15 protein-coding genes are annotated in these 15,895 nt (G+C 65.1%); 9 read left to right on the plus strand and 6 right to left on the minus strand.

Features of this window, described 5'->3' with window-relative positions; translation table 11 throughout:
- A partial coding sequence (locus tag ACP16H_RS24230; protein WP_425070187.1) for a transposase occupies positions 1–380 on the plus strand: 380 nt, incomplete at its 5' end.
- Positions 381–467: 87 nt separating this feature from the next.
- Here ACP16H_RS24230 and ACP16H_RS24235 read toward each other — a convergent pair.
- On the minus strand, positions 468–1,082 hold the full coding sequence (locus ACP16H_RS24235; protein WP_425074756.1) for a CGNR zinc finger domain-containing protein: 615 nt from the start codon (positions 1,080–1,082) through the stop codon (positions 468–470).
- 172 nt (positions 1,083–1,254) lie between these two features.
- On the opposite strand from ACP16H_RS24235, the gene ACP16H_RS24240 reads away from it, so the two are divergent.
- Entirely contained in the window at positions 1,255–2,187 is a 933-nt protein-coding gene (locus ACP16H_RS24240) for an alpha/beta fold hydrolase (RefSeq protein WP_425074757.1), read from the plus strand.
- 28 nt (positions 2,188–2,215) lie between these two features.
- Complete coding sequence (locus ACP16H_RS24245) at positions 2,216–2,845, plus strand: FMN-dependent NADH-azoreductase (protein ID WP_425074758.1); 630 nt, start codon at positions 2,216–2,218, stop codon at positions 2,843–2,845.
- A 204-nt stretch (positions 2,846–3,049) separates the two neighbouring features.
- On the opposite strand, the gene ACP16H_RS24250 is transcribed toward ACP16H_RS24245, so the two are convergent.
- A complete protein-coding gene (locus ACP16H_RS24250) occupies positions 3,050–4,816 on the minus strand; it encodes a methyl-accepting chemotaxis protein (protein WP_425074759.1) in 1,767 nt (588 codons plus the stop codon).
- 347 nt (positions 4,817–5,163) lie between these two features.
- Here ACP16H_RS24250 and ACP16H_RS24255 point away from each other — a divergent pair, with 347 nt between their 5' ends.
- The 4 genes from ACP16H_RS24255 (at position 5,164) to ACP16H_RS24270 (ending at position 9,291) form a co-directional block, all read left to right on the plus strand.
- Entirely contained in the window at positions 5,164–6,663 is a 1,500-nt protein-coding gene (locus ACP16H_RS24255) for an alkaline phosphatase (protein WP_425074760.1), read from the plus strand.
- 105 nt (positions 6,664–6,768) lie between these two features.
- Positions 6,769–7,188 (plus strand): hypothetical protein, encoded by a 420-nt coding sequence (locus tag ACP16H_RS24260; RefSeq protein WP_425074761.1) that lies wholly within the window; start codon positions 6,769–6,771, stop codon positions 7,186–7,188.
- Positions 7,172–7,879, plus strand: coding sequence for an ABC transporter ATP-binding protein (locus ACP16H_RS24265; protein ID WP_425074762.1), 708 nt, complete (start codon positions 7,172–7,174; stop codon positions 7,877–7,879). Before ACP16H_RS24260 ends, ACP16H_RS24265 begins: the two co-directional genes overlap by 17 nt.
- Positions 7,876–9,291: an ABC transporter permease gene (locus ACP16H_RS24270; protein WP_425074763.1), complete on the plus strand. Its 1,416-nt coding sequence runs from the start codon at positions 7,876–7,878 to the stop codon at positions 9,289–9,291. The genes ACP16H_RS24265 and ACP16H_RS24270 overlap by 4 nt, the downstream gene beginning before the upstream one ends.
- 33 nt (positions 9,292–9,324) lie before the next feature.
- On the opposite strand, the gene ACP16H_RS24275 is transcribed toward ACP16H_RS24270, so the two are convergent.
- From ACP16H_RS24275 to iolG, 4 genes are all read right to left on the minus strand, one after another.
- On the minus strand, positions 9,325–10,203 hold the full coding sequence (locus tag ACP16H_RS24275; RefSeq protein WP_425074764.1) for a MurR/RpiR family transcriptional regulator: 879 nt from the start codon (positions 10,201–10,203) through the stop codon (positions 9,325–9,327).
- A 64-nt stretch (positions 10,204–10,267) separates the two neighbouring features.
- Complete coding sequence (locus ACP16H_RS24280) at positions 10,268–11,233, minus strand: hydroxyacid dehydrogenase (RefSeq protein WP_425074765.1); 966 nt, start codon at positions 11,231–11,233, stop codon at positions 10,268–10,270.
- Entirely contained in the window at positions 11,233–12,030 is a 798-nt protein-coding gene (locus ACP16H_RS24285) for an HpcH/HpaI aldolase family protein (RefSeq protein WP_425074766.1), read from the minus strand. The genes ACP16H_RS24280 and ACP16H_RS24285 overlap by 1 nt, the downstream gene beginning before the upstream one ends.
- Positions 12,030–13,028, minus strand: a complete 999-nt coding sequence (gene iolG, locus ACP16H_RS24290) for an inositol 2-dehydrogenase (RefSeq protein ID WP_425074767.1) — start codon at positions 13,026–13,028, stop codon at positions 12,030–12,032. The genes ACP16H_RS24285 and iolG overlap by 1 nt, the downstream gene beginning before the upstream one ends.
- A 109-nt stretch (positions 13,029–13,137) precedes the next feature.
- On the opposite strand from iolG, the gene iolD reads away from it, so the two are divergent.
- Both iolD and ACP16H_RS24300 read left to right on the plus strand, forming a co-directional pair.
- Entirely contained in the window at positions 13,138–15,009 is a 1,872-nt protein-coding gene (gene iolD / locus ACP16H_RS24295; protein ID WP_425074768.1) for a 3D-(3,5/4)-trihydroxycyclohexane-1,2-dione acylhydrolase (decyclizing), read from the plus strand.
- Entirely contained in the window at positions 15,009–15,824 is an 816-nt protein-coding gene (locus tag ACP16H_RS24300; RefSeq protein ID WP_425074769.1) for an SDR family oxidoreductase, read from the plus strand. Before iolD ends, ACP16H_RS24300 begins: the two co-directional genes overlap by 1 nt.
- Positions 15,825–15,895: the final 71 nt, after the last annotated feature.

Here is a 15,895-nt window from a genome sequence, read left to right on the forward strand (position 1 = left end):
CGAACGAGGCGATCGGCAGCGTCACCGCAGACGGTGCGTATGATACCCGCAAATGCCACGACGCCATCGCTGACCGCGGTGCCCATGCCGTCATCCCACCCCGCAAAAACGCTAAGTCGTGGAAGGCCGTCACCGCGGGTGCGGTGGCCAGAAACGAGGCCCTGCGAACTTCGAAATACCTCGGCCGCGCTATCTGGCGAAACTGGAGCGGATACCACCGCCGAAGCCGCGTCGAGACCAAGATGCACTGCGTTAAACTGCTGGGGCAGCGCCTCATGGCGCGGGACTTCGACCGACAGGTCGCTGAGCTTCAGGTCCGTATCGCCGTTCTGAACGGCTACACCGCCCTTGGCATCCCTGTCACAGAAGTCGTGGGATAAATCCGTCCGGGGAAAGGGGAACTCCGCTCAGAGACGGTTTTGTGCAACAGAGTCGTCAGGCCTTGGCCTGTGGATTTCAGGAAGGCCTCAGCGTTTGCGAAAGGCTGCGGCCTTGGCGCGGTTGCCGCAGACCTCCATGGAGCACCAGCGGCGCTTGTGGTTCTTGCTGACGTCGAGGAAGTACAATGTGCAGCTTGGGCCTTCGCAGTTTCGGACGAAGTGAAAGTCCGCTTCGGTGAGGAGATGTGCGACGGCGGCTGCGATGCGGACGATCAGGTCGTGCGGTGTGGCCAACTGGTGCACGTTGACCAATGCGAGCGGTTTGTCGGTGGGCTGCTGCGGCGCCCGGATTTGCAGGAGGCGCGCGCCGCGAGAGAGGATCGCGTTGATTTCCGCGACCAAGGGATGTGCGGGATCGTCCGGCTGGGTGCCAGCAGTTCGCTCGATGAAGCCGCGCAGTCGCTCGCGGAAGGCAATGATGTCCTGCCGCGCCCGCTCCAGGTCCATTGCGGCCGAGGATGTGCGGAACGCGGCCACCTCCGGTTCGGCGACAAGGCCTGCCGCGATCATCCAGTCCAACAGCTCGGCCCCGGTTTCCAGCCAGTCGTAGGTCACGGATCGCGGCGTGGCGAGGGTGTTCAGGAAATCGAGCGCCGGGTTTTCCCCGACGAAAAACGGGGCCGGTTTGGGAGAGGGAGTCATCTTGTCCTCCGTGGCATGCCTTGGGCGTGACGCATATGGGTAACCGATTTTTCCGTATTTAGAAAGTTACATTTCTTCACGAGAGCGCACGAATAAGTAACTGTGAAAATATATTTTTGAAGGTTAAAGATAACTGATGAAAATAAAATAGAAGGTTACTAAAGGAGCTCCAATGAACACAATTTACCGAGTCGCCGCCTTGGGCATGGTCGTATCTGCATCGACCGGTTTGGCGGAGGAGGCCGGTTCCTGGCCGGTCAGCTACCACAGCCGTGACGTGGGGGGCGTTTCCATAGCCTACCGTGAAGCCGGAGCGCGCGATGCGCCGGTGATGGTGCTGCTGCACGGCTTTCCATCGTCGTCGCACATGTTCCGGGACCTGATCCCGGAGATCGCCGACAGCTTTCATGTCATCGCGCCGGACTACCCCGGTTTTGGACAGTCCGGGACGCCGGAGGCCGACACCTATGGTTATGACTTCTCGACTTTGGCCATGACCATGAGTGCGTTTCTCGAGGACCTCGGTCTCGAGGAATACAGTCTGTACATGCAGGACTACGGTGGCCCGGTCGGAATGCGCCTTGCGGTGATGCACCCGGAACGGGTGTCCGGGCTGATCTTTCAGAACGCAACTATGCATGTGGCGGGCTGGTCCCCGGAGGTCGTGGCGCAATTCTCGCCGTTCTGGACCGAGCGCACGGAGAAGACCGAAGCGCCGATGCGCCAGTTCCTGACGGCCGCGACGACCCGGTGGCAGTACGAACATGGCAGCACGCGGCGTGACAGGCTGAGTGCCGACGCCTGGGTCAGCGATCAGGCCGGGCTCGACCGGCCGGGCAACGATGCGATCCAGCTCGAATACCTGTGGAACTACCAGGCGAACGTCGCGGCCTACCCAGAGTGGCAGGACTACCTCGCCACGGAGCGGCCGCCGACGCTGATTGCCTGGGGCAAGAACGACCCGTTCTTCACCATGGACGCCGTCCACGGCTTGCAGGCGCTGCTGCCCGATGCCGAGACGCGGATCTTCGACGCCGGGCATTTTGCCCTTGAAACCCACGCCGGGGAAATCGGTTCAGCGATCCTCGACGTCTTTTCTCATTGAGTTCAACCTACTGAAAAAGGGAAGTAAAATGACACGTATTCTGTATATCACCGCCTCGCCACGTGGGCCGGTGTCCCAATCCGGCAAGCTGGCCGAAGCCTATCTGGACGCACGCCGCGCGCAGCAGCCCGATGTGACCATCGACCGGCTGGACCTGTGGCGGGCTGATCTGCCGGAGTTTGACGGCGACAAGGCTGCAGCCAAGATGACCTTCTTTGGTGTCGGGGACATGGACGCGCCGCGGCAAAGCGCCTGGGACCAGGTGACCGCCGTGACGGAACGGTTCATCCGGGCCGACGAATACGTCCTGGCCGTGCCGATGTGGAACGGCGGGGTGCCTTACAAGCTGAAGCAGTACATTGACATCATCACTCAGCCCGGCCTGCTGTTCGGGTTCGATCCGGAAAACGGCTATAGTGGTCTGCTGCAGGGGAAAACGGCGCGGGTGTTCTACACATCCGGGGTCTATGCGCCTGGAGCGGCGGCCAAATATGGTGCCGATCACCATTCCACCTATCTCGACTGGTGGTTGAATTTCATCGGCGTGACCGAGGTCGAAACGGTCAGGTTCCAGCCGTCGTTGCTGACAGCCGATCCGGCTGGAGACCAAATGCGCGCGATCGAGCGCGCGGCCAACTTGCCGATGCAGATGGCGTGAGCGGGTCGTTGCTGCTTTGACTGGTGCCTTTCCGAGAACCGCGGGGCGGAGTGGTCGCGGCCATGCCCGCCCCGCGCCGCAACGCGACGTGTGGATCATCAGGCCGGCTCCGATGCGGTTTTGGCTGTGGCCATACCGAATGGAATGCCGAAAAAGGGCGGGTTTGCGGGTTCCGTTCGGGAAAGCGCTCGTATGTGTGGCCGGTCAGGCAGCCGCCTGGGGCGAGGCGGAGTGCTCGTCCGCGGCGTCCTTTGTGATCAGGAAGTTCGATACGATCTGTTGAAGGCGCTCTGCTTCGCTGTTCATGTCGGCGGCGGCCGAGCTTGCCTCTACGACCATGCTGGCGTTCTGCTGGGTGACCTTGTCGAGTTGCGCGACGCCGGTATTGATTTCGCGGAGCCCGTCAGCCTGTTCGGCGGCCCCCGAGGCGATCTCGGCCACAAGTTTCGAGACGTCACCCACCTGCCGGACGAGATTGGCCAGGGCCGATCCGACAGCGTCGACGTGACCGACGCCGTTCTGCACGTTGCCGTTGCTGCGGGTCACGAGTTCCTTGATCTCCTGTGCAGCCTCGGTGGAGCGCTGCGCCAGCGCGCGGACCTCGGCGGCGACGACGGCAAAACCAAGCCCTGCTTCCCCGGCACGCGCGGCTTCGATCCCGGCGTTCAGGGCGAGGAGGTTGGTCTGGAAGGTGATGTCGTCAATCATGCCGATGATGACGGAAATCTGGTTCGAAGAATCGTCGATCTCGCGCATGGCTGCGGCGGCCTGCTGGACGATGTGGTCGCTGGACTCCACGTCGTTGCGCACCTTCTGGACGGCCACCTCGACACTTCGGGCATTCTGGGCCGCGATGCCGACGTTGTTGGTCATTTCCTCGATGGCCGCTGCGGTCTGTTCCAGTGTCGCAGCCTGGGTTTCGGTCCGGTTGGAGAGTTCGCCGGAGGAGGTGTGGATATGCGACGAGCGGCCGTGGATCAGCATGCTGCTGTCGATGACCTGGGCAATCAGGCTGCTGAGATTGTCCTGAGTGGCGTTGAAATCCGCGCGCAGTCCTTCGTAGGTTTCATCCAGCTGTTCGGCGATCGGGCCAGAGAAATCACCCGCCGACATGCGGCGCAGACCGGCGCCCAGAACCGCGATGGCCTGGTCGGCGCGATCTGCCGTGGTCTGCTGTTCGACCAGCGCATTTTCGATGCGGGCGGTCACGAAGTCGATGTCGCGGGCGATGGCACCGATGTCGTCGTCCCGCGTGATGTCCCCGATGCGCATGCCGAAATCACCGTTCGCGACCTCGGACAGGGCCTGTCGCAGGCGATTGATCGGTTTGGAAATGCTCATGGTTGCCCGCCAGCTGGTGAGCGTCATGGTCACGGTCGAAAGGATGGCGACCCCGACAAGGACGGCGAAAAGGATGTCGTCCGCGCTTTGCGCCTGTCGGGAGGTTTCGATGGCGTGTCCCTCGATCAGGTCGCCGAGATTGCCGAGATCCACCTCCAGCGCCTCGAATTTTTCCAGAAAGCCCGGCAGGGCCTGTCGCCCGGATGCCCTATCCACGAGCGCAAGGGCCGTGGTTTCGCGCGCAGAGGCCATGTATGCCTCGACCGTGGGGGTCACGATGTCCAACGCGGTACGCACTTCCGGTGGCAATTCCAGAGCGTCGAGCTGGGCAAGCGCGTCGCTCATGATAGCGATGTCGCCATCGAGTTTTTCGGAGATGGCGTTCTGTGCATCCTTCTGTGCGTCGGGGCCGACCACGAGGGACTGCATGACATCGGCGGACAGCCCTTCGTGCATCATGTCGGCCATCATCAATTGACGCAGCGAGGATGAGGCGACGATTTGCCGTTGCAGGCCAACATCGCCGCGCCAGATGCCAATGACACCCAGTGCTGCAGTGAACAGGACAAGGCCTGTCGAGATCAGTCCGGTCATCACCAGACGCGTCCTGATCGGCATGGTTCTGAACATGTCTCACCTCGGCACAATTTGCATACATGCCTAGAGGTCGCGCCTTAACAATCGGTGATGCCTGCCCCGCGCGCAAAGGGTTTCCGCACCTGCGACGGCGGGAAAAAACCGACAATATGACACAAAGAAATTTCAACCCGGAACGGGAAGTGGCGGCGGAATTGCGAAGGCATATCGCCGCAAATGCATTGATTTAATTGTGTTTAATTGCTGTTGAGCGGTCTGCCGGAAAACGTTTGCCCGGACGCTCGTGCGGTCATGAGCCTGTTACAGTTAACGATTTATGGAGGCCCCGGGACGTGCGGGCGGATCTGTCCGCGCGATGATGAAACGGCGAAGGATTTGTCATGAAGATCGCTTTCTCAATTTCGGCTCTGGCTCTGGCGGCGGCAACTGCGGTGTCCGCACAGGAGATGCCGGAACTGCAGACCTCGAACGCATGGTTCACCGCAGGTGAGACCACCATCCAGGAAATCATCGACCGCCAGGCCAACACCGGCAAGGCGAAAAACGTGATCCTGATGATCGCGGACGGCAACGGCATCGGCACCAACTACGCGACCCGCCTTTATGTGGGTCAGCAGAAGGGCAAGCTGGGCGAAGAGGAAGTGCTGCCCTACGAGACCAGCGATTTCTACAATGGCATCGTGAAAACCTACAACATCAATGCCCAGACGCCGGATTCGGCGCCGACCGCGGGCGCCATGAACACCGGGGTGAAGCAGCGCTTCAACCTCATCAACCTGTCGGGCGACGCGATCCATGACGATTGCTCGACCGTGGCGGGCAACGAACTGACTACCTTTGCCGAGATAGCAGAGGGCATGGGCAAGTCGGTCGGCATCGTGTCCACCGCGCGCCTGACCCACGCGACTCCGGCCGCCGTCTATTCCAAGACCGCCAACCGCAACTGGGAAGACGAGCTGCCCGAGGGCTGCACGGCGCAAAAGGACATCGCGGCACAGATGATCGACGCTATGACGTCGGGCATGCTGGACATCGCCCTGGGCGGCGGGTCTCGCTACTTCGTGCCGAAGGGCGAGCAGACCCCGAACGGCGGCACCGGTCATCGCCCCGACGGTCAGGATCTGCTGGCCGTGGCCCGGGACGCAGGCGTCCAGTACGCCTCTGACAAGGACAGCCTCGCGGCGCTGGACATGTCCAAGCCGATCCTCGGCCTGTGGACGGACAGCCACACCTCCTACGAGGCGGACCGCCCGGAAACCGAGCCCTCGCTGACCGACATGACGCGCACGGCGATCGAGTTCCTGAGCCAGAACGAAGAGGGCTATTACCTCGAGATCGAAGCGGGCCGCGTCGACCACGCCAACCACGCCGGCAACTTTGCCCGCACCGCCGCCGACGGCATGATCTGGACCGAAGCCGTGGCGCTGGCCGACGAGATGACCAATGACGAGGACACCCTCATCATCGTCACCGCCGACCACGAGCACGCCATTGCGTTCAACGGCTACTGCGGTCGCGGCACTCCGATCCACGGCCTGTGCTACAAGGTCGCCAAGACCGGCGAGATGCACTCGGACGAGCTGGCGCTGGCAGACGACGGCAAGCCGTATTCGGTCATTTCCTATGCCAACGGTTCGGGCACCATCCTGAAGCAGGGCGAGGGCGAGAACGACTTCTCCGGCTCGCGCCCGGATGTGACGCAGGAAGAGGCGATCGATCTGGACTATCTCCAGCAGGCGCTGATCCCGATGGAATCGGAAACCCACTCGGGCGAGGACGTCGCGGTTTACGCCAAGGGTCCCTGGGCACATCTGGTCGATGGCACCATCGAGCAGAACGTGATCTTCCACGTGATGAACCACGCGATCAACGCCGAGTGATCGCGCTGATGTGAGTGGCAGGGGGCCCCGCGATCCGGGGCCCCTTGTTCCGTCCGGACGGGCGGGTGGCCTGCGTGAACAGGCGATGAAGATGGAGACAGACCGATGCTGACCCGCCGTGGATTTCTGGCGACTGCCCTGAGCGCGCCGATGCTGGTGCGCCCGGCCTTTGCCGACGAAGGCCCGATCAAGCTGCGCACGCTGTATGACCGCAAGGCCATTTCCGATCTGGCCAAGGCGCTCGAAGGCCAGCGCATTGCCGTCGAAGGCTACATGGCGCCGCCGCTGAAGGCGGAGAGCAGCTTTTTCGTCCTGACGCGGCGTCCGATGTCGGTCTGCCCCTTCTGCGAGACCGAGGCCGAATGGCCGAATGATATCCTTGCGGTCTACACCAAGCGGGTGATCGACCCGGTGCCTTACAACGTGAAGATCGTGGCGACGGGTGTGCTGGAGCTGACCCCTTACAAGGACCCGGAGACGGGGTTCCTGAGCATGGTTCGTCTGGCCGATGCCGTCTTTGGTTGAGGCCAGCCGGGCGGGGCTGTCGCTGGCGGTGTCGGATCTGCAGGTGCGCGACCGGCGTGGGCGGGTGCTGGTGTCGGTGCCCTCCCTCGCGGCGCCTGCCGGGGCGCTGATCGGTGTGCGTGGCCCGTCGGGTGCGGGCAAGTCGACGCTGCTGTACGCGCTGGCCGGGTTGACAGAGCATGCGCAGGGCCAGGTGCGCTGGGGCGAGACCGATGTGCTGGCGCTGGGTGCCGAGCAGCGCGCGGCGTTTCGGGCCGCGCATGTCGGCATGATCTTTCAGGATTTCCTGCTGTTCGAAGAACTCGATGCCCTTGGCAACGCGGGTGTGACGGCGCTGTTTCGGCAGCGGTCACAGCGCAGGTCGCTGCGCGCGCGGGCGGCGGAACAGCTGGCGCGTCTGGGCTTGCCTGCGGACAGGCGCAATGTCTCCAGCTTCTCGGGCGGAGAGCGGCAGCGCGTGGCGGTGGCCCGCGCCATGGCCGCCGAAGCGCCCATCCTTCTGGCGGACGAGCCGACCGCGAGCCTCGACCGCGAGGCCGCTGACCGCCTGATCGAGGACCTTGTCAGGCTGGTCCGCGACACGGGGATCACGCTGGTTGCGGTCAGTCATGATCCACAGCTGATCGCGCGGATGGACCGGGTTCTGACCGTCGTGGACGGCACCCTGACCGAAGACAGGAGCGCGGCATGACCGATCTCTGGCAATCGCTGCCACCGCTGGCGCAGGATATTCTGTGGACCATCCTGCTGTTGCTTCCGGCCTTGGCCGTGGGCGGGCTGACGCTGCGGGGCTATGCGCCCTGGCCGCTGGTGCGGGCGATCCTGTGGCGGTTTCGCTGGTCCTCGGCCATGTTCGTCCTGCTGATCGCGATTTCCGTCGGCATGGGCATCGGCCTGCTGGCGCAGGAGCGCGGGTTGCGGCGCGGCACGGCGATGGCGGCGGACAAGTTCGATCTGGTGGTCTCGGCACCGGGCAGCGAGCTGACCGTGATGTTCGCCGCGGTCTACCTGCAACCCAGCGACATGCCGTTGCTGTCCGGGGAGGTCTACGCGGAGATCGCAGGGGACGAGGATGTTTCCATCGCGGCACCGCTGGCGTTCGGCGACAGCTACGGAGCGGCGCCGGTGATCGGCACGACCGCCGAATTCGTGCGTTACCTGGCAGACGCCCGGATCGAGGGGCGGCTCTGGGAGGCCAGCGGCGAGGCGGTCGCGGGGGCGCTTGTCCCGCTGGACCTGGGAGCGGAGTTCACACCGGCGCATGGGGCCGGGGATACCGCCGAGCATGATGCGCATGGGGACGCGCACCTGACTGTGGTCGGGCGCATGGCGCCCACGGGCACCCCATGGGACCGCGCAATCCTGCTGCCGATCGAGGCGGTCTGGGAGGTGCATGGTTTGGCCAATGGCCACGCGCCAGCGGCGGAGCATGAGGAAGATGGGCACGCCGAAGAGGGCCACGCCGAAGAGGGCCACGCGGAAGAGGGCCACGCGGAAGAAGGCCACGCGGAGGCGCACGACCATCAGACGGCCCGTCTTGGCCCTCCTTTCGACCCCGAGTATTTCCCCGGAACGACGGTCATCGTGGTCCATGCCGAGCAGCTTTGGGCCAATTATGCGCTGCGTTCGCGATACACACGTGATGCCGAAACCATGGCGTTCTTTCCCGGCACGGTCCTGTCCACGCTTTACCGGGTGATGGGCGACATTCGTCAGGCCATGTCGGTGATGGCACTGGTGACGCAGGTCCTCGTGGCGTCGAGCGTGCTTGTGGGGCTGTTCATCCTGACACACCTCTTTCGTCGCCAGATCGCGCTGTTGCGGGCGCTTGGTGCTCCGGCGCGGTTCGCCTTTGCGGTGGTGTGGCTGTTCGGTGCGACCCTGCTGTTAGCGGGGGCGGCGCTGGGCTTGTTGACGGGTCTGGGCGCGGCCAATGCCTTGTCGCGGGTCGTGACGGCCCGGACTGATGTTCTGGTGCAGGCGCCGCTGGGCTGGAGCGAGATCCACTTCCTTGCGGCTTTCGTCAGCGTGACGCTGCTGTTGTCGCTGGTGCCTGCGGCTTTCATCCTGCGCACGCCGGTGGTTGCGGGGCTGCGGGCCTGACCGCTTCGGCCTTGGTGGCTGGATCGGGGCGGATCACTGACCGGTGACGGTCGGGATGCGCGGGTCGCTGCTGCCGTTCTGGACGCGCGCCGCGACGGAGACCAGCAAGGCCTGCGCGAGGCACATCGGAGCCGCCAGCGAGCGCGAGAAGGTGTAGTCATGCTCCGGCACGGCGAAGAGCAGGGCTGCGGGTTTGGCCAGCGGCGACAGGGTGCTGTCCGAGATGGCGATGATCGGAACCTCGGCGCGCGCGGCTTCCTCGACGATGTTCACCACCTCGTTGGCGTAGAAGCGGAAGGAGACGGCGATCAGCAGGTCGCCCTTGGACATGTTGCGCGCCATATGCGTCGCCAGCCCGCCAGAGGCGTCCAGCAGCACGCAGGGCCGCCCCAGCATGGTCAGGATGTAGCGCATCAGGTTCACCACGGGCTCGGCCCGCAACTGGCCCAGCAGGTAGACGGTGCCCGCGCCCGCGATCATCTCGGCGGCGCGCGCCATGTCGTCACCGTCGATGCGTTCCAGCAGGTCCTGCAAGGAGGCGATGTCGCGTACCACGAGGTCGCGCAGGAAGCCGAGTCCGGACTGGTCCTCGCGCAGGGAGAGTTCTCCCTCAAGCGCCTGCTTGCGCGCCTCAAAGCCGGGGGCTGCGGTGCTGAGGCGTTTCTGGAACAGCAGTTGCAGGTCCTTGAAGCCGGAGTAGCCGAGGCTTTGCGCGAACCGCACGAAAGACGAGGCATGGATACCGCAATGCTGGCCGATGGCATTGACCGACTGGACGGCGACCTCGTTGGGGTTCTGCGTCAGGTATTCCGCGATGCGCTGGTAGGTCTTGCTCATCTTTTCGTGGCGGGCGTGGATCAGCCGGATGAGGTCTTCGTAATTGGCGGGGGGCAGCGCGTCCGTCTGGGGCATCTGGGTCTTTCCGGCAATGGGCAGCCGCCGCAGCATAGGGTGGCTGGAAGGGCTGTGAAACGGGTCAGAAGGCCGCGATCCGGTCGCGGTTGACCACCAGAGCGGGGTCGAGCGTGCCGTTCATGAAATCGAGGATGTTCTGTGCCGAGCTTATGGCCATGCGTTCCGCCGCGCCCTCGGTCACGCCCGCGATATGGGGGCTGAGGATGACCTGATCGAAGCGCAGAAGCGGATGGTCCGGGGCAGGGGGTTCGTCGCTGAACACGTCGAGGCCAGCGGCGCCGACCTTGCCTGATGCGAGGGCGTCCACCAGTGCCGGTTCGTCGATGATGCCGCCGCGCGCGGTGTTCACGAGGATCACGCCGTCCTTCATGCACGCCAGCTCCGCCGCGCCGATCAGGGGTTTGTCGCCCTTGGGGGCCGAGACCGAGATGATGTCGGCCTCCGCCAGCGCCTGCGCCAGATCGGGCGCGTTTTCGGCGGGGCCTTCGGGCCAGCCATTCGCGGCCAGCCATGGGTCGTAGGCGTGGATCGTCAGGCCGAAGCCCGCCATCATGCGCGCGGTGTGCTGGCCGATGCGGCCATAGCCGAGGATCAGCAGGGTACGGCCCCGTATGTCCTGCGATTCCAGCGTGTTGCGCCAGCCCCACGGGCCTGTGCGGACGGAGGCGTCGCCGCGCAGCGCGCGTTTCGCGGCGGCGAGGATCATCATGCAGGCGTGCTCTGCCACGCTGAAGGAATTGGCATCGCCGCAGATGCACAGCGGAATGCCCCGCGCGTTCAGCGCTGCCACGTCCACCGCGTCGTAGCCGACGCCATGGCGCGAGACGATCCGCAGCTTCTCGGCTTTGGCCACCGTGGCGGCGGACAGGGGTTGCGTGCGGATCAGCAGGGCGTCGGCCTCGGCGATGTAGGGGGCGTAGCTGTTCTCGCTGATCTCGTCGATGTAGCGGACGGTCACGCCGGGGGCCGCGTCCAGCACGTCGCGCCCCAATTGGTGCAGCTTTCCGGCGACAAGGATGTGGACCATCAGTAGCTTCCTTCCGTGCCGGTATTGCCCTTGCCGGTGAGCGCGCGGAAGCGGTCGACCGAGGCTTTTGCCGCCCCGGCCAGCAGGCGCGTGTCGCCGCTGACGGTGGTCAGGTCATAGCCCCAGCTTATCGCCCTGGCCGCGTAATCCGGCGTGCCGCAATGCAGGCAGGCGCGGATGCCGTTCGCCTTGCAGACCTGCGCGATGCGCTGGATCAGGGCGACCATCTCGGGCTCTTCGCGGTCGAAACCGGGCGGGAGCCGCCCGTCCTGCGTGCCCAGCGTCAGGTCGGCGGGACCGACGTAGATGCCATCCAGACCCGGTGTGGCGGCGATCTCTTCCAGGTTCTCGACGCCGTCCTTCGTCTCGATCATCGCCAGCGCCAGCACCTGATCGTTCATCGCCACACCGTAGCCCGGCATGGCGAACCCGGCGCGGGTCGGGCCAAAGGACCGCTGGCCCAGCGGCGGGTAGCGCATGTAGGAGACGAATTCCTCGGCCTGCGCGCGGGTGGAGATCATCGGGCAGATGATGCCCATCGCGCCCGCATCCAGCGCCTTCATCACCGACGCCGCGTCCAGCCACGGCACCCGCACCATGGGCGTCACGCCGGACGCCCGCATCGCCTGCAACATCGGCAACACGTCGCCGTAATCCAGCGCCCCGTGCTGCCAGTCGATCGACACGGAGTCGTAGCCCTGCGCCGCCATGATCTCGGCGGTGAAGGGGTTGCCGATGGAGCACCAGCCGTTCAGCGCGGGCTTGCCCTCGGCCCAGAGGGTTTTGAGTGTGTTCATCAGACGTCCTTTACCGCGATGGTGCGGCCTTCTGCGATGGAGCGAAAGCAGGCCTCGGCGAGCGCAAGGGCCTTTACCCCGTCGTTGAGCGTGACCTCGGGGGTGCCGCCCTCGATGGCGTCGACGAAGTTGTCGATCTCGGCGTTGAAGGCGTCGCGGTAGCGTTCGATGAAGAAGTGTTGCAGGGGCGCTGCCTGGCCGGTGTAGCCCTCGCCCCAGACCTGCGCGGCGTGGGTGCGGTGGTTGTCCGACAGCGCCATGCCGCCTGAACCGAACAGCTCGACCCGCTGGTCGTAGCCGTAGCAGGCCGCGCGCGAGTTGGTGATGACCGCCTGCTTGCCCGAGGCCGTGGTCAGCACGACCGTCACCGTGTCGTAGTCGTCGCAGCGCTGCATCAGCGCGGGGTCAACCAGCCGCGCGCCTGTGGCTGTGACATGGGTCACCTCTTCGTCCAGCATGAAGCGGGCGAGGTCGAGGTCATGGATCGTCATGTCGCGGAAGATGCCGCCCGAGGTCTCGATATAGGCGTCGGGGGCCATGCCGGGATCGCGCGAGGTGATAATGACCTGATGCAGATCGCCCAGCCGACCGTCGCGATGCGCGGCACGGGCGGCGCGGTGGCCGGGATCGAAGCGGCGGCAGAAGCCGATCATGATCGGACGCGTCGCCCCGGCGACCGCTTCGGCGCAGGCGCGGGCATTGGCGAGGTCCAGATCGACCGGTTTCTCGCACAGCACGGCCATGTTCGCGGCCACACCGGCCTTGATGAAGTCGACGTGGGTGGTGGTGGGCGTGGCGACCAGCACCGCGTCGGCTTCGGAGGCAAAGACCGCTTCGGGCGAGGCGAAGTTGGTGACGCCGTGTTTGTCTGCCACCTCCTGCGCAGAGGGCGCGTGGGTGTCGTAGACCCCGGCCAGTGTTGCGCGCGGGTGGGCGGCGATGATGTCGGCGTGCATGCGACCGATGCGGCCACAGCCGAGCAGGGCGATTCTGGTCATGGGGCTCCTCCCGAAGCGGTTTTGCTTTTGGCGCAATGATCGTTGCAAGTCTGTTGCAATGTCAATGTGTGTTCCCTAGGTTTTCGGTCAACACGGAGGAGGAATCAGCATGACGGCAACGGTACGTCTGACCATGGCGCAGGCGGTGGTGCGCTATCTCTGCGCGCAGTACACCGAGATCGACGGCGAACGGGTGCCGCTGTTCGCGGGTGTCTTCGGCATCTTTGGGCATGGCAACGTGACCTGTCTGTCGGAGGCGCTGGAGCAGGTGCAGGACCAGTTGCCGACGTGGCGCGGCCAGAATGAACAGTCGATGGCGCTGGCGGCGGTGGGTTTTGCCAAGGCCAAGCTGCGTCGGCAGATCATGATCGCGACCTCCTCGGTCGGGCCGGGGGCGACGAACATGATTACGGCGGCGGGGACCGCCCATGCCAACCGGCTGCCGCTTTTGCTGCTGGCGGGGGATACCTTTGTCAATCGCCTGCCGGACCCGGTGTTGCAGCAGGTGGAGCATTTCGGTGTGCCGTCGACCTCGGTGAACGACGGGTTCCGCGCGGTGTCGCGCTACTGGGACCGGATCGTGCACCCGGCGCAGATCCTGTCGTCTTTGCCGAACGCGTTGCGGGTGATGCTGGACCCGGCGGATTGCGGCCCGGCCTTCATCGGCCTGCCGCAGGATATCCAGGAGATTGCATATGACTACCCGGCCCGCTTCTTCGAAGAAAAGACATGGACCATTCCCCGTCCGCGTCCCGCCCGTGACGAGGTCGCGGCGGCCGTTGACATGCTGAAGGCGGCGAAGACGCCGCTCATCATCTCTGGCGGTGGCGTGCGCTATTCCGGCGCGGGGGAGGCGCTGGCCGAGTTCGCCGTCAAACGCGGCGTCCCGTTCACCGAGACCATCGCGGGCAAGGGGGCCGTGGTGCATGACCACCCCGCCTATACCGGGGCCATGGGGATCGAGGGCACGGATGCGTCAAAGGTGCTGGCGGAGACCGCGGATGTGGTCGTGGCCATTGGCACGCGGATGCAGGATTTCACCACCGGGTCGTGGACGACCTTTGGCCCGGAGACGAAGTTCATCAACATCAACGCGGCGCGGTTTGATGCGTCGAAGCACTTTGCCCAGCCCGTGGTGGGCGATGCGCTGGAGTGTCTGCGCGAGCTGGACGAGGCGCTGGGCGACTGGACCTGCGATCCGGCGCAGATGGCGCGGGCGCAGGGGTTGTACGCCGAGTGGAACAAGGGCTTGGATGCCTGGCAGGCGCCGGACAACGCGCCGGTGCCGTCTTATGCGCAGGTCATCAAGGTGGTGAACGATCATGCCACGGAGGATGACACCATGGTGACGGCGGCGGGTGGCCTGCCCGGCGAGACGGCCAAGAACTGGCGGGTGAAGGCCCCCAATACCTATGACCTGGAGTTCGGCTTCTCCTGCATGGGGTACGAGATCGCGGGCGGCTGGGGGCATGCCATGGCCAAGGTGCAGGCGGATGGGACGCAGAAGGGCGTGCCGATCGTGCTGGTGGGCGATGGGTCCTACATGATGATGAACTCGGACATCTATTCGACCGTGCTGACAGGTCACAAGATGATCGTGGTGGTCTGTGACAACGGCGGTTTCGGCGTCATCAACCGCTTGCAGACCGGCATGGGGGTGCCGGGGTTCAATTGTTTGCTTAAGGATTCGCGACTGAAGGATCGCGCCAACCCGCTGCATGTCGACTTTGCCGCCCACGCGCGGGCGATGGGGGCGGAGGCGCGCTTTGTCGAGAGCCTCGCCGACCTGGGCGAGGCGATGGACTGGGCGCAATCGACCGACCGGACCACGGTTCTGGTTATCGAATCGGATGCCTACAAGTGGACCGACGGCGGCGCGGATTGGTACGTTGGCGTGCCGGAGATCAACGAGCGCGAAAGCATCCGCGAGGCACGTGCCCGGCAGGAAGCCCTGCGCGACACGCAGCGGAGGGGCGTGTGATGAACCGTATCGACGGCAAGATCGCTGTGGTGACGGGCGGCACGCAGGGCCTGGGCGCGGCCACCGCGCGGCTCTTTGCGGAGGCGGGCGCGGCGGGCATCGTGCTGGTGGGCCGGGGTCGCGAGAAGGGCGAGCGGGTGGCAGAGGCCATCCACGCCGAGCATGGCACCGATGTGCGGGTCGTGGTCGCGGACCTTGCGCAGATCGACGACGTTCAGCGGGTGATGGTGAAGGTGGACGAGGCCTTTGGCCGGGTCGACATCCTTGTCAACGCGGCAGGGCTGACGGATCGCGGCAACCTTCTGAACACCACGCCCGAGCTCTTCGACCGCATGTTCGCCGTGAACACCCGCGCGCCGTTCTTCCTGATGCAGGACGCGGTGCTGCTGATGGAGCGCGAGGGCGTGCAGGGGACGATCGTCAACATCGGGTCCACGTCCGAGCGTGCAGGGCAGCCCTTCATCGCGCCTTATTGCGCGTCGAAGGCGGCGCTGGCGACGCTGACGCGGAACTCGGGTTATGCGTTGATGCGCAATCGGATAAGGGTGAACCAGCTGGATATCGGCTGGATGAACTCGGACAACGAGCGCGCTTTGCAGGAGGCGGAATCGGGGGATGCCGGGTTCATCGACAAGATGGCGGCGGAGATGCCCTTTGGTCGCTTGCTGGAACCTGCCGAGGTGGCGAAGGCGGTGCTCTGGATGGCCTCCGACGACAGCGGCATGATGACCGGCGCGGTGATCCATTTCGACCAGTCGGTCTGGGGCGGCTATGACGGGCAGGCGCCCGCGCCCGCGGAGAAGCTGACGGCCTGAGGTTTCGCCCGGGCTGGTGCCCGGGCGACCCGCCGGGGGGCGGGGGGGGGGGGGGGGGGGGGGGGTGGGTG

The sequence above is a fragment of the Sagittula sp. S175 genome (assembly GCF_049800975.1).
In the GTDB taxonomy this organism is placed as follows: domain Bacteria; phylum Pseudomonadota; class Alphaproteobacteria; order Rhodobacterales; family Rhodobacteraceae; genus Sagittula.